Origin of the sequence: Dorea ammoniilytica, from assembly GCF_025567415.1 — a bacterium.
In the GTDB taxonomy this organism is placed as follows: domain Bacteria; phylum Bacillota; class Clostridia; order Lachnospirales; family Lachnospiraceae; genus Claveliimonas; species Claveliimonas ammoniilytica.
This window is the reverse complement of record NZ_JAOQJV010000001.1, coordinates 206,453-220,079: the sequence shown is the minus strand read 5'-3', so window position 1 is coordinate 220,079 and position 13,627 is coordinate 206,453. Positions and strand designations below refer to the sequence as shown.

The window sequence follows — 13,627 nt, the reverse complement described above, 5'->3', positions numbered from 1 at the left end:
ATAGCAAAGAGACCGCTGCATACGCAACGGTCTCGGTAATCTCTATTATTCAATATTTAGATTAGTTGTTGATCAGCTTGTTAGAATCGCTCCAGCTGTACAGCTTTCTGATCTCCTCGCCAACCTTCTCTGACGGATGCTCAGAAGCAAGCTTTCTCATTGCTTTGAAGTGAGCCTGTCCACCTGCTGCTGACATATCTAACAGGAATTCTTTTGCAAATGAACCATCCTGGATGTCTTTCAGGATCTGCTTCATAGCTTTCTTTGTCTCAGCTGTTACTACCTTAGGTCCTGTGATGTAATCACCGTACTCAGCTGTGTTAGAGATAGAGTATCTCATTCCCGCGAATCCTGATTCGTAGATCAGGTCAACAATCAGCTTCATCTCGTGGATACACTCGAAGTAAGCATTTCTCGGATCATATCCAGCTTCAACCAGTGTCTCAAATCCACACTGCATAAGAGCACAAACACCACCGCAAAGTACAGCCTGCTCGCCGAAGAGGTCAGTCTCTGTCTCTGTTCTGAATGTTGTCTCAAGGATACCAGCTCTTGCTCCGCCGATTCCAAGACCATAAGCAAGTGCTCTGTCAAGAGCCTTTCCTGTGTAATCCTGCTCTACAGCTACCAGACAAGGTGTTCCCTTACCAGCCTGATACTCGCTTCTTACTGTGTGTCCTGGTGCCTTAGGTGCGATCATAGTAACATCCACATACTTCGGCGGTACAATCTGATTGAAGTGAATGTTGAAACCATGAGCGAACATCAGCATGTTACCTTCTTCAAGGTTTGGCTCGATATCATTCTTGTAAAGTGCAGCCTGTTTCTCATCGTTGATCAGAATCATGATGATGTCTGCCTGCTTAGCAGCCTCTGCTGCTGTATAAACCTTCAGTCCCTGAGCTTCTGCTTTTGCCCATGACTTACTTCCTTCGTAAAGACCTACGATTACATCGCATCCTGATTCTTTCAGGTTCAGGGCATGTGCATGTCCCTGGCTGCCATAACCGATAATAGCGATCTTCTTTCCTTCCAATTCAGCTAAATTACAATCTTCCTGGTAAAAAATTCTTGCTGACATATGTATCATCCTCCTAATGAATAATAAAATATATTGTCAAATGCTGATGCTCTTCACACCGCATTTAGAGACCATCGTTATCTCTGCTGGTATAACTATTCGATAATCGTTACATTATCGCTTCCTCTTGAGAGCCCTGTAATACCGGTTCTTGCAAGTTCCAGTATCTCATAGCCGTCCAGAAGATTTAAGAATGCGCCAAGCTTGGACTGATTGCCTGTAAGTTCGATGATCAGCGACTCCTTGCCTGCGTCTACAACCTTGGCACGGAAAATATCTGCGATCGCGCTGACTTCTGATCTCTGTGCTGCATTGGCACGAATCTTCACCATGATCAGTTCACGAAATACGGACTCTTCCGGAGCAAGCACCTTAATCTCAACAACGTCTTCCAACTTTCTGACCTGCTTCTCAATCTGTGACAGAATCAGCTCATCTCCGCTTGTTACAATTGTAATTCTTGTAAATCTCGGATCGGCAGTCACACCTGCTGTGATACTGTCTACGTTATAACATCTTCTGCTGAATAATCCTGATATTCTGCTCAGAACTCCAGGATTATCATCTACTAATAATGATAATACTCTTTTCATTGTGCACCTCCTGATCTTACTTTTCAAAAACAGAGTGCGTTCTGTTTTTTTATAATAGCAATATACCTACTGTTTGTCAAGTATCCTAATCATCTTTTTGAATTAATTATTGATCTATTTTATTCTCCGTTCTGAATACGCTCTTTCAGGTCATTCAAATATACCCAACGATCCATCTTTTCTTCCAGCTCCGCTTCTGTTTGTTCTTTCTCAGCGATCAACTCTGACAACTTCACAGAATTAGTTGCATTGCGCGCCATCTCTTCATCCAGATGTCCAATCTTCGCTTCCAGTTTTGCGATATCGTCATCAATCGTCTCGAATTCTTTCTGCTCTTTGTAACTGAATTTGAGCTTCTGCGGACGGTTCTGCTTCCAGCTCTTCTTCGCATCTTCTTTCTGTGCCGGATCTGCTTTACTGATCTGCGGTGCGGTCACGGCATTCGCCATATGTCCGCCGCCGGATGCTTCGAGATAATCGGTATAACCGCCCTCATACTGGGTAAGTCCGCCATGTCCGTCAAATGCGAAAATGCGGTCTGCCACATTATCCAGAAAATATCGGTCATGGGATACGGTGATCACAATTCCTACAAAAGAATTAAGAAAATCTTCGAGAATTGTCAATGTCGGTATATCAAGATTATTGCCCGGCTCATCAAGGATCAGCACATTTGCCTCCTGGCAGAGCACGCCAAGCAGATACAGTCTTCGCTTCTCACCGCCGGACAGCTTGCCGATCGGCGCATACTGCATATCCGGGGTAAATAGGAACCTCTCCAGCATGGCAGATGCACTGATGCGTCCCTCTCTGGTGTTGATATATTCCGCAATGTCCTTTACGTAATCGATGACTCTCTGACGGTCGTCCATCTCCTGTTCTTCCTGCGCAAAATAACCAATGCGGATTGTCTCGCCCACTTCGACGCTTCCCTGATCCGGTTCTGTTTCTCCTGCGATCATCCGAAGCAGGGTAGACTTACCGCAGCCGTTCGGACCCACAATACCAACATTCTGGTTCTTCAGAAAAATATAATCAAAGTCTCTCAGGATCACCCGGTCGCCAAATGCCTTGGCAATATGATGCAGTTCGATCGTCTTCTTGCCCATGCGAGTCTCAATGCTATCCAGTTCCACCGTCTGGTCTGATACCGGAGCAGATCCATTTTTCAGACCCTCCAGACGTTCCAGACGCGCTTTCTGCTTGGTGGTTCTCGCACGGCATCCGCGCTTCGCCCACTCCAGTTCAATGCGCAGGATGCTCTGCCTCTTGCGCTCGGATGCAAGCTCCATCTCTTCCCGTTCCGCTTTCAGTTCCAGGAATCCCGAATATGCAGTCTGATAACCATAGAGTTTCCCATGACTGATCTCCAGAATACGATTCGTCACGCGATCCAGAAAATACCGGTCATGAGTAACCATCAGGATCGTTCCACGGAAGCTTCGCAGATAATCTTCCAGCCAGCTGATCATTTCCTCGTCCAGATGGTTCGTCGGCTCATCCAGAAGCAGCAGATCAAAGTCACCTGCAAGTACTTTCGCCATAGCTGCGCGTCTTCTCTGTCCTCCGGACAGCTCTTTCATCTTTTGTGTGCCATCCGCAATCCCAAGTTGGTTCAGATAACTCTGTACCTTCCAGTCCGTATCCGGATTTCCCGATAATGCATAGGCATCAACCGTCTCCTCTGGATCATACGGCGGATTCTGCACTACAAACGCAATCTTTAATCCGTTCTGTCTGACGATCTGTCCGCTGTCAGGAACTTCCTCTCCGCTGACCATCCGAAGGAGTGTAGTCTTACCGGTTCCGTTGATTCCAACGATACCAATCTTATCTCCCTGCTGGATACCAAAAGAAGTCTCGTCAAAGATAACCTTCTCTCCATATATTTTACTGATATTCTCAATATTAACTATGTTCATGTTCTAATCCTGCTTTTCCATACATTTTGCCACATCCTTGAGATAATTAATGATCTCCAGATGCTGCGGACAGGCCACCTGGCACTGTCCACACGCCAGACATTCCCTGGCTTTTCCTCCAGACTCTGTCAGTTGCCGATACTCCTCGTCAGCCTCAACGTCAGAAATTTCGCCACGTTTACTCTTGTTATAGACGCGAAACAGATCTGGAATTGCAATCTGCATCGGACAGCCTTCTGTACAATAAGAACATCCTGTACACGGAATCGCTATGCTGTCTTTGATCATTTCAGCAGCCTTATGTACCAGCTCGGTTTCTTCGGCATTCATTGGCACAAATTCTTTCATATAGGATATGTTATCCATAAGCTGCTCCATATTGCTCATGCCGCTCAGTACCATCGCCACATTATCAAGACTTGCCACAAACCGGATTGCCCATGATGGCACAGAGAGATCTGGATGATATGCTGCAAAGCTCTCACGTACCTCCGCAGGTACATCAGCAAGGGTTCCTCCTTTTACAGGTTCCATAACAATGACCGGTTTGCCATGTTTTGACGCCACCTCATAACATTTACGCGACTGCACTTCTGCACTTTCCCAATCCAGATAATTCATCTGAAGCTGTACAAACTCCATCTCCGGATGTTCTGTCAGTACCTGATCCAGGAATTCTGCACTGTCGTGGTAAGAAAATCCAATATGTTTTACAAGTCCCTGCTTCCTCTTTTCAATCAGCCAGTTAAAGCAGTCCATCTCGTTGTAGATTGAATATAATTCCTGATCAATTGCATGGATCAGATAATAATCAAAATACTCAACGCCTGTTTTCTGTCTCTGTTCTTCAAAAATGCGGTCCCTATCCTCTTTTTTCTTCAGATACGATGCATGCAGCTTTGTGGTCAGCGTATATCGATCTCTCGGATAACGGTCTGTCAGCGCTTCTTTTACCGCATCCTCACTCTTAAATGCACAATACATCCACGCCGTGTCAAAATAAGTGAATCCCTGTTCAATAAATGCATCCACCATCTCTTTTAATGCTTCTATATCAATGCTTCCCTTGTCATTTGCATCTGTAAGCGGCAGACGCATCAGTCCGAATCCAAGTTTCTTTCCTTCAAACATTGTACTTCCTCCTCTCAACATTACTGTTATTTATCTTACCAGATGTTGGATTCTGATACAACTGTATGAGCCATCAGAAATTCGTGCAAGTACAATTTCTGCATAGCAGATTATCACGCAAGATGAAAATCCGCCTAAGTGCGACTGCACCCGGCGGATTCTCATCTTGTTTATGAAGTTAAAAGATACTTAAGGACTGATTCATGTAATGTATGTTGCATTTATACGTTAAATGCTTTTCTTCCCGGATATACTGCGGCACTTCCCAGTTCTTCTTCGATGCGGAGAAGCTGGTTGTATTTTGCCACACGTTCAGATCTTGACGGCGCTCCTGTCTTGATCTGGCAGGTGTTCAATGCTACTGCGAGGTCAGCGATGGTTGTATCCTCCGTCTCACCGGAACGATGGGAGGTAACTGCTGTATAACCTGCTTTATGTGCCATCTTAATTGCTTCCAGAGTCTCAGATACAGATCCGATCTGATTCAGCTTGATCAGTACAGAGTTACCGCATCCAAGGCTGATACCCTTAGCAAGACGTTCTGTATTCGTTACAAAGAGATCGTCACCTACTAACTGTACCTTATCGCCAAGTTCTTTGGTAAGCAACTGCCACCCTTCCCAATCTTCTTCATCCAATGCATCCTCGATAGAAATGATCGGATATTTCTCTACAAGACCTTTCCAGTGCTCGATCAGTTCTGCAGATGTATACTTAGTTCCTGCCTTCGGAAGTACATATTCGCCCTTCTTCTCGCCTTTCCACTCACTGGAAGCTGCGTCCATAGCAATCATAAAGTCTTTGCCCGGCTCGTATCCAGCCTGTTTTACTGCATCCAGAATGTACCGGATTGCTTCTTCATCACTTGCAAGGTCCGGTGCAAATCCTCCCTCATCACCTACCGATGTAGCAAGTCCTTTGCTCTTCAGCAGTTTTGCAAGTGCATGGAATACTTCCGCACACCAGCGGAGCGCTTCTTTAAATGACGCTGCTCCTACCGGCATGATCATAAATTCCTGTACATCTACGGTATTTGCAGCGTGTGCGCCGCCGTTCAGGATGTTCATCATCGGTACCGGAAGACGGTTACCAGATACACCGCCAAGGAAACGGTAAAGCGGAATATCTAATGCAGACGCTGCCGCTCTGCAACACGCGATGGATACTGCAAGAATTGCATTTGCTCCAAGTTTGGATTTGTCCTTTGTTCCATCTGCATCAATCATTGCCTTGTCAATTGCATAAATGTCGGATGCGTCCATATCAATCAGCGCGTCATTGATTACAGTGTTGATATTCTCCACAGCTTTCTGCACACCTTTTCCAAGATATCTGTCCTTATCTCCGTCACGAAGCTCCAGCGCTTCAAACTCTCCGGTAGATGCGCCGCTTGGTGCAGTACCTCTGCCGACTGTTCCATCTATCAGATACACTTCCGCCTCTACGGTCGGATTACCTCTTGAATCCAGAATTTCTCTTCCAATTACTTTTTCAATCTGTAAATAGTCCATATTATTAGCTCCTTCCCGCTCCCATTTACCGCGGTCTGTCAGCAGATCAGACCGCTGTTTCTGACTGTAAGCACTCCAGTCATACATTGAAAAGGGAGTTTCAAAATGATTTATTCACGCGAGTTAGTTTTCTCTAACTTCTCATATAGTGTAACGCATCATTTTGATTTTTTCAAGTGAAAACGACTATCATTTTCGCAGTATAATGGACTGTTTTTCTCAATTTAGCATATTCTATTTATCTTTTTTCCATGCTTTCATCATTCGATAATAGCATGGAATCAGTAATGCACATGCTCCAAACCACGCCATAGGACTTGCAATGCATACTGATGTATAGCCAAGCATTCCAACAAGTCCAACTGTTGCTGATATCCTCATTACCAGCTCGATCATACACGCTGCAAATGGTGCCCAGCCATTCTGCATACTCTGAATAGTAGTACGATACACAGCAAGCAGTCCCAGTATCACATAAAACGGTGCCACGATCGTCAGATATGCATCCGAATAATGATAGATCTCCTTTGTCGGATTGGACATGAAAAGTTCTACAATCGGATGCCTCAGTAATATAATGCCCGCACACATCAACACATTGAACGTCTCTGTTTGAATCAGGCTGGCACGAACACCCTGACAAATCCGTTCCCTCTTGCCTGCACCAAAGTTCTGTGCCACATAATTAGAAATTGCCGTCATCATGGCATTATTTACAAGAACAGATAGTTGGTCTGCCTTCGATGCCGCTGTGTATCCTGCTACAGCAGCAGTCCCAAGAGAATTGACCACCATCTGCATGGCAAGCTGACCGATACACATCACCGACATCTGGAATCCCATCGGGAAACCTGTCTTAAGATGCACTACCATTGCATTTCCCAAATTCGCAAAATCAGCTTTTCTCAGATGCAGTACCGCAAACCGTCGCATCCCCACCAGAAGACTCAACACAGCCGACAAAAACTGCGACAGAATCGTCGCCCATGCCGCTCCGGCGACACCCATTCCAAGCGGCAGAATAAACAGTATATCAAGGAAAATATTCAGCACTGACGAAAAGACCAGAAAGTACAATGGTGTCTTACTGTCTCCCAGTGCACGCAGTATATTGGAGATCATATTGTAAAATACGGTCGCACCTGTACCGAGAAGCACGACAAACATATATGCATATGCCTCCACTGCAATATCTGCCGGAATTTTCATCCAGCGTATGATCTGATGGGAAAGCACACAGCACAAAACAGTCAGCACTACCGCAAACGCAACACTCAAAATCGTTGATACCGCGATACTCTTTCGCATTCCGCGCTCGTCTCTTGCACCGCAGCGCTGTCCCAGACAGATACCAAATCCACCGGTAAATCCATTGATAAAACAGAGCACAAAATAAATAATAATGCTGGTTGACCCTACCGCCGCAAGAGAATCTGCTCCTAGTGTCTTCCCTACGATTACAGAATCCGCCAGTGTATAAAAAAGCTGAAATAAATTGCCAAGTATTACAGGAATCGCAAATTTGAACAGTGCACCGAACGGCCTGCCTGTTGTCAGATCCATCTCTTTTCTTCCAGCCATAAAAAACCTCCTTCGTGTAACGCATGTTGTCAAAATAATCCACACACTTTTATACACGAAAGAGGTCTCTGTGTCAAATAGATTATTCCCCTGTAAGATCCATTTCTTTCTCCGGGACACCCTCCGATTTAATCAGATATCCTTCTGTTTCATCAAATCGAATCGTGTATTGATATTTGCTCTCTCTTCCTTCTTTTTCGGCATCGGCATCAGCATAGTAGGTAAGACGAATCTGATAAGTATTTTTCCCGTCCTGCCATGACTCATCACCAATTAACCAGTCATTTTCAAGATGTTTGTCTTTTTTGAGCAATGTCTCGGCATACTGTTGTGCTCCACTCCAGATTCCTATATTCCGTCTCTGTCTCTGCATCGTATTCTGATACTGCCAGAGCGTGACAAACATAAATACTGCCATAATTCCTGTAAAGAGAACCGTTTTATACTTCTTTGCTTTTTTCTGTCTCTGCTGACGGACACCTCTGATCGTCCCAAGCATAAGCATTGCAATCACAAACAGATACCAGAGTGTCCAGAAAATCTGTTCCTTTCGTTCCACACCGCCCGGAATCCATTCTGCAATCCGGTCTCCCCAGACATAATTGACCAGCGCTGCTACAATTCCAATAGATAATGCTGATGCCACGCCATATATCCTGCGGCTTTCTTCATCATCTATATTCTGGAAAAAATACCACAAAGACACAAACACAGTTGCTGCCAGTCCGCCAAGCACAAGTCCGCCTCCGACATTGGCAATCTTCGCTGCCCACGCCGCTGCCGCCACACCGATCACCAGGATTCCGGCAATGATATTGGCATTCTTATCCTGTCTTTTCTGCTGTTTCGAAATATCATCTGCATTTTGGAGCATCTCAGCCACCTCCTGCCGGGTATACTGGGTTTCCGTTATATCCACATCTCCTGTGGATTCCTTCTTTTCAGAACGCATCAATTCCAGCACCGAGATTCCAAGTGCCTGCGCCAGCGGCTCCAGTGTCTGGATATCCGGAAAGCCAAGCCCGCGCTCCCACCGGCTGACTGCCTTATCTGTCACATTGATTTTTTCTGCAAGTTCTGCCTGCGTCATCTTTTTCTCTTTTCGTATCCCGGCAATAAACTGCCCGAACTGTTTCGCCTCCACGTCTTGTCATTTCCTCCTGCTGTTCCCGCTCCGCTTTTCTATCTGCGAAACGTTTTTACAGCTTTAGCATAGAAGCAGACAGGCTGTTTTGTCAATCTACGAATCATTTACCTCCTATTTCCTGCCATACAGAATGCCCATACCGCTTATCATCCACGGAGTCTTCACATATCCAGGAATAAAATCCAGCTTCTTTTCCAGATTACCGATATAGTAAACCTCTGAAATACCTTCTGCTTTCAGTTCTCTGACAAATTCATCCATATCTCCATATAATGCCTTCTGAGAGAACATATCCTGAAAAGAAAATACGCCGCCTTTCTTTACCACCCGAAGTGCTTCTTTTACCACATCCCTCTTATCCTTTGCAGTGCGCACTTCATGAAATACAAAATTGCTGACCGCTGCATCAAATGTTTCCGTCTCAAATTCCATCTTTGCAGCATCACCCTTCTGAAATGTTATCCTGTTCGCAACACCTTCCAGACGCGCATTGTTCTCACACTGCTCTTTGGCATAATTCCACTCGGCTCCCCAGTAGTCCATCGCGGTAATCTCTGCCTCCAGAAAAGCCTTCGCACAGCGGACTGTCAGTGCTGCCGCTCCGCATCCGATATCAAGCAGCTCGCCTTTGCCGTCCCAGTCAAGATGGTCAACCAGATGCTGATGTACGCCAGCCATCATATTTCCTTTTCCAAATGCAAATTCCTCATGGCAGATCAGCATATACACAGCCATCACAAGCATCAGCACACCGATCACGCCTGCTATCCATGTAATAACCGGCACCACTCCCATTACTCCTGATACAATTGCCGCTACAAGTAAGATCGCTGCGCCACCAAACAGCATATACAATGCTTTCTCCGGCACCCAGTTCCCGTAATTTGTCTTTTCTCTCATGTTAGTTCCTCCTTAGAAATATATTTTTACTCATTTCGAGCACATAACAAATCCGCAAAATGTTATGTTTGGCAATAGAAAAGCCCGCCGCATTATTTGCGACAGGCTTCATGTTCCTGATTCAGATATTTAATTAATGCCGCTGTCCCGGCATCGGCATGAATGCCGATTTCCCGCGACATCCGTACTCTTTCATCCACCGTGTAATCTCCTTTTATCAACTCCATATATCCCTGAAGTCTCATAGACACTAAGATTCTGATAAGCTCTGCGTCAGGCTTTCTACCCATAAATTTCGTAAAATAACTGGTAAATGCTGCCTGCATCTGTAATTTAATCTGTGCTCTGAACATCTCATACCGGCTTCCGGCACACTGATCCATGAGGATGACTGTCTCGGCGGCGCCGGATCTTCCTCTTCTCTCTGCGCAAACATACTGCACATCCGCTCATAATCCGCGATCACGGGATCAAGGATTGCAGCCAGCAATGCTTCTTTATTCGCAAATGAGAAATAAAATGCTCCGGTCGTGACCCCGGCTGTTTTACAAAGATCCCGTAGATTAGCTTTCGCATAGCCTTTTTTTAGAAATTCTGCTTTGCCAGACTCTATTAATTTTTGTTCCGTTTGTTTTCTGCGCTCATCTTCCATCATACTTGTTATGTTAGCATAGACTAACTCGCTTGTCAATCCAACTTCCTATACCATGTTATGAACTCGTTCTGCCTTTATACGTGTCTCTCAAAAATCACTTTGTATGTTCCCAGTAATCGATATTCAACCAGCCTCTGCTACCGTCTTTACATTCTAATCCACAATTACTTTCCAGTGTTCCGCTTCATGTGCCTGAAAGCACATCAGTATCTGTTCTTTTGTCGTCTTCTCGACCGCCAGCTTATCTGGTAATTCTTCTTTTCCAAAATATCGGATCTCTGTAGTTTCAATATTATCCTCGAACTTGCCACCAATCACTCTGCATTCTACAAAGATCTTAAGTATGCCATATACATAATTCTGCACATTATGCCTGCGCCAGTCCTGTACCGCAATTAACTGCTCTGCTTCTGCCGTCAGTCCGGTCTCTTCGCTTACTTCTTTAAGCGTATTAGACACCACGGACTGATCCACATCACACCAGCCTCCCGGTAATGCCCAGGTACCGTTATTCTCATGTACGAGCAGAATTTTTCCATCCTTAAATATCGCCGCTCTGGTGTCTACTTTCGGCGTCTGGTATCCCGATTCATTGCAGAACAGATCCCGAATCTTACCCGTCGGAATATCCGTTCTCTCTGCCAGCATTTCCGCTGCAATCTCACGCAATTCCTCATACCGTTCTTTATCATACGGATCGCGGCTGTATGTCAGTCCAGCCTGTGCGATACTCTGTATCTTCACTGCCCAGTTCAGCCATTTATCATTCATCTGTTTTCTCCTGTCCCTATCAATAACTATTAAAATTCTTGTCTACACAAATAATAAGATTCCGATGCATACAAGTATCGGTATCGCTCCGACAATTCCAAATACAATTGTCAATATCTTATATACTTTATTATCATATCCCGGTATGTAAGACTGCTTTGGTTTGTCCGGATTATACTTAATCTGGACTTTTGCACCAACTGGCGGCACACGTCTGCTTATATAAGTGCCTTCTGATGTATAATAACTCCCTCCGGCATAATATTCATATATCGGATGATACGACAAACCATTATCACCGGAATTCCTTACATTGATGCGTACTACTGTGGCTGTTGCATCAGCTGTGCATTTGCGCATTTTATTACCTGAAATCATGCCCAGTATAAAAGCTGGAATCCAAAATGCAATTCCAAGACCGCATAATGTCAATACTAATCCTATTTCCATTGCTTTCTCTCCTGCATTGCCTTCTTATCGTTTTGTATGCATTTGCCTGTCACAGGGTCATACCACACCCGACAAATATCCGTGTATGGATTCGTCTTTGCAAGACCGATGCCGACCGCAGTTCCACGGAACATGCCAAACTGCTCCTGCATCACTACAAATGCCTCTTTTAATTCTGTCTGCGACAGCTGCTTTCCAATCGTACTGTGCGGTATCCAGGAAAATGGCTGATACCGCTGATGAATCTTCACCTGACGAATCTGGCTTATATACTGATATGCCTGTTCTGACATTTGAAACAGGTAGTGATTCATAACCGGCAGCAGATAGATCGTGTGTGGAAAAAATATCCCTACCGAACACCACATGATCTCACCGCAGATAAATTCCTTTGCCAGATCTTCAAACACTACCACTGCTTCTGACTCCTGCGTTGTCTCAAATGCTGACAACGTAATATGTGGCGGAACCTTACCTGCAAGCATCACGTCATTCCCCGTGCGTTTTGCGATCTGATTCATATACGACTGGATTCTTTCATTTGTCACATCATCAAAGTATAAAGATATCAAATACATAACTAGCCTTTTAATTCTCTTACATTAGTTTCAATATCATTTTAGTATAACTACATCTGCGATTCAATCATATAATTCAAAAGGCGCTCCGTTAAATGGAACGCCTTGAATACTTTCTATAATTTTTTCTATCTAATTACATTCTCACCGGATTCACATGAATCAGGATATGTTTGATCTTCGGCCAGCCCTGTTCAATCGCATCATGTACGTTCTCTGCGATCGCATGGCTGTCTTTTAACGACAAATTCTCGTCTGCCCCGATTTCCATCTCCACATAAACTTTGTTGCCAAAAATACGGGTCTTCAAAAGATCCACCTGCTCTACTCCTTTGGTATTCAATGCACAGTTTTTCAAAGCTTCCTCAGTCTGCTCATCACATGCCTTATCTACCATCTTATCAATAGCATCTTTGAAAATATCAAATGCTGCTTTCTCAATAAATACACAGATTACTATACTTGCGATTGGCTCCATGATTGGGAAGCCAAGTCTCGCGCCACCGATACCGATCAGTGCGCCTACCGATGATAACGCATCAGAACGATGGTGCCATGCATCTGCCATCACTGCACTGGAATCAATCTTCTTCGCATAATATCTGGTATACCAGAACATTGCTTCTTTTACCAAGATTGATACGACTGCTGCGATCAGTGCCAGCATTCCCGGTATCTCAGATGCATATTCACCGTCAAGTAATGTCTTGACTGCGGCATAGCCAATACCAACACCTGTCCCTGCAAGTACCGTAGCCAGTACAATGGCTGCCACACATTCCATTCTCTCGTGTCCATACGGATGATCCTTATCTGATGCCTTTCCGGAAATCCGCACGCCGATCATCACGATGATACTGCTGAATACATCTGATGCCGAATGTACCGCATCACTGATCATTGCTCCTGAATGTGCTACAAAACCTGCAATCAGCTTAAATACTGATAAGATCAGATTCCATACTACACTCACTAACGAGACTCTAATTGCTGTCTTTTCAAATTCATTTTCCATGTCCATAACCTCCATTCATTGACAAGCACTCCTGCTCTTTCATAATCAGACATTCTGTCTGCTGTTATGTACATGGGCATAAAAATACACCCACGTTTCAGTAAATCTACTGTCCCGTGGATGTACATATCGTCTTATTCTCCACTGTCACTTCTGTGACCCGGCCCCAGGTTTCCCCGGCCTGTTCAGTTTGTACTGTAGTTAATATATGCAGTGCAAAGAGTTTATAATATAATACACAGAAGTCATGAAAAATGCAAGACATTTTTCGATTTTTTCAATTATCCGAATT

13 protein-coding genes and 1 riboswitch are annotated in these 13,627 nt (G+C 44.6%); all 13 genes read right to left on the bottom strand.

Features of this window, described 5'->3' with window-relative positions:
- Nucleotides 1–61 precede the first annotated feature (61 nt).
- The 13 genes from ilvC to OCV65_RS00995 all read right to left on the bottom strand — a co-directional run bounded on the left by ilvC (nucleotide 62) and on the right by OCV65_RS00995 (nucleotide 13,335).
- Entirely contained in the window at nucleotides 62–1,081 is a 1,020-nt protein-coding gene (ilvC, locus tag OCV65_RS01055) for a ketol-acid reductoisomerase (protein WP_118383759.1), read from the bottom strand.
- A gap of 95 nt (nucleotides 1,082–1,176) precedes the next feature.
- Nucleotides 1,177–1,674 (bottom strand): acetolactate synthase small subunit, encoded by a 498-nt coding sequence (ilvN, locus tag OCV65_RS01050; RefSeq protein ID WP_118383760.1) that lies wholly within the window; start codon nucleotides 1,672–1,674, stop codon nucleotides 1,177–1,179.
- 119 nt (nucleotides 1,675–1,793) lie between these two features.
- Nucleotides 1,794–3,596 carry an ABC-F family ATP-binding cassette domain-containing protein gene (locus tag OCV65_RS01045; RefSeq protein WP_262580621.1) on the bottom strand — a complete coding sequence of 601 codons (1,803 nt, stop codon included), beginning with the start codon at nucleotides 3,594–3,596 and terminating at the stop codon, nucleotides 1,794–1,796.
- 3 nt (nucleotides 3,597–3,599) lie between these two features.
- Nucleotides 3,600–4,727: an aldo/keto reductase gene (locus tag OCV65_RS01040; RefSeq protein WP_262580619.1), complete on the bottom strand. Its 1,128-nt coding sequence runs from the start codon at nucleotides 4,725–4,727 to the stop codon at nucleotides 3,600–3,602.
- Nucleotides 4,728–4,948: 221 nt separating this feature from the next.
- Nucleotides 4,949–6,238: a phosphopyruvate hydratase gene (eno, locus tag OCV65_RS01035; RefSeq protein WP_262580618.1), complete on the bottom strand. Its 1,290-nt coding sequence runs from the start codon at nucleotides 6,236–6,238 to the stop codon at nucleotides 4,949–4,951.
- Nucleotides 6,239–6,472: 234 nt separating this feature from the next.
- Nucleotides 6,473–7,819, bottom strand: a complete 1,347-nt coding sequence (locus OCV65_RS01030) for an MATE family efflux transporter (RefSeq protein WP_262580616.1) — start codon at nucleotides 7,817–7,819, stop codon at nucleotides 6,473–6,475.
- A gap of 82 nt (nucleotides 7,820–7,901) precedes the next feature.
- A complete protein-coding gene (locus OCV65_RS01025; protein WP_262580615.1) occupies nucleotides 7,902–8,963 on the bottom strand; it encodes a helix-turn-helix domain-containing protein in 1,062 nt (353 codons plus the stop codon).
- Nucleotides 8,964–9,077: 114 nt separating this feature from the next.
- Nucleotides 9,078–9,866: a class I SAM-dependent methyltransferase gene (locus OCV65_RS01020; RefSeq protein WP_262580614.1), complete on the bottom strand. Its 789-nt coding sequence runs from the start codon at nucleotides 9,864–9,866 to the stop codon at nucleotides 9,078–9,080.
- 250 nt (nucleotides 9,867–10,116) lie between these two features.
- Nucleotides 10,117–10,557, bottom strand: a complete 441-nt coding sequence (locus tag OCV65_RS01015; RefSeq protein WP_262580613.1) for a TetR/AcrR family transcriptional regulator — start codon at nucleotides 10,555–10,557, stop codon at nucleotides 10,117–10,119.
- A gap of 117 nt (nucleotides 10,558–10,674) precedes the next feature.
- Nucleotides 10,675–11,292 (bottom strand): NUDIX hydrolase N-terminal domain-containing protein, encoded by a 618-nt coding sequence (locus OCV65_RS01010; protein ID WP_262580612.1) that lies wholly within the window; start codon nucleotides 11,290–11,292, stop codon nucleotides 10,675–10,677.
- A 42-nt stretch (nucleotides 11,293–11,334) separates the two neighbouring features.
- Nucleotides 11,335–11,742: a DUF3592 domain-containing protein gene (locus OCV65_RS01005; RefSeq protein ID WP_262580611.1), complete on the bottom strand. Its 408-nt coding sequence runs from the start codon at nucleotides 11,740–11,742 to the stop codon at nucleotides 11,335–11,337.
- On the bottom strand, nucleotides 11,733–12,320 hold the full coding sequence (locus OCV65_RS01000; protein WP_262580610.1) for a 2'-5' RNA ligase family protein: 588 nt from the start codon (nucleotides 12,318–12,320) through the stop codon (nucleotides 11,733–11,735). Before OCV65_RS01000 ends, OCV65_RS01005 begins: the two co-directional genes overlap by 10 nt.
- A gap of 136 nt (nucleotides 12,321–12,456) precedes the next feature.
- A complete protein-coding gene (locus OCV65_RS00995) occupies nucleotides 12,457–13,335 on the bottom strand; it encodes a cation diffusion facilitator family transporter (RefSeq protein WP_262580609.1) in 879 nt (292 codons plus the stop codon).
- A 107-nt stretch (nucleotides 13,336–13,442) separates the two neighbouring features.
- Nucleotides 13,443–13,534: riboswitch (NiCo riboswitch) on the bottom strand.
- Between the last annotated feature and the right edge of the window lie 93 nt (nucleotides 13,535–13,627).

Coding starts and splice junctions, on each gene's coding strand:
- ilvC (WP_118383759.1), bottom strand. CDS start 1,081: ATGTCAGCAAGAATTTTTTACCAGGAAGATTGTAATTTAGCTGAATTG.
- ilvN (WP_118383760.1), bottom strand. CDS start 1,674: ATGAAAAGAGTATTATCATTATTAGTAGATGATAATCCTGGAGTTCTG.
- OCV65_RS01045 (WP_262580621.1), bottom strand. CDS start 3,596: ATGAACATAGTTAATATTGAGAATATCAGTAAAATATATGGAGAGAAG.
- OCV65_RS01040 (WP_262580619.1), bottom strand. CDS start 4,727: ATGTTTGAAGGAAAGAAACTTGGATTCGGACTGATGCGTCTGCCGCTT.
- eno (WP_262580618.1), bottom strand. CDS start 6,238: ATGGACTATTTACAGATTGAAAAAGTAATTGGAAGAGAAATTCTGGAT.
- OCV65_RS01030 (WP_262580616.1), bottom strand. CDS start 7,819: ATGGCTGGAAGAAAAGAGATGGATCTGACAACAGGCAGGCCGTTCGGT.
- OCV65_RS01020 (WP_262580614.1), bottom strand. CDS start 9,866: ATGAGAGAAAAGACAAATTACGGGAACTGGGTGCCGGAGAAAGCATTG.
- OCV65_RS01010 (WP_262580612.1), bottom strand. CDS start 11,292: ATGAATGATAAATGGCTGAACTGGGCAGTGAAGATACAGAGTATCGCA.
- OCV65_RS01005 (WP_262580611.1), bottom strand. CDS start 11,742: ATGGAAATAGGATTAGTATTGACATTATGCGGTCTTGGAATTGCATTT.
- OCV65_RS01000 (WP_262580610.1), bottom strand. CDS start 12,320: ATGTATTTGATATCTTTATACTTTGATGATGTGACAAATGAAAGAATC.
- OCV65_RS00995 (WP_262580609.1), bottom strand. CDS start 13,335: ATGGAAAATGAATTTGAAAAGACAGCAATTAGAGTCTCGTTAGTGAGT.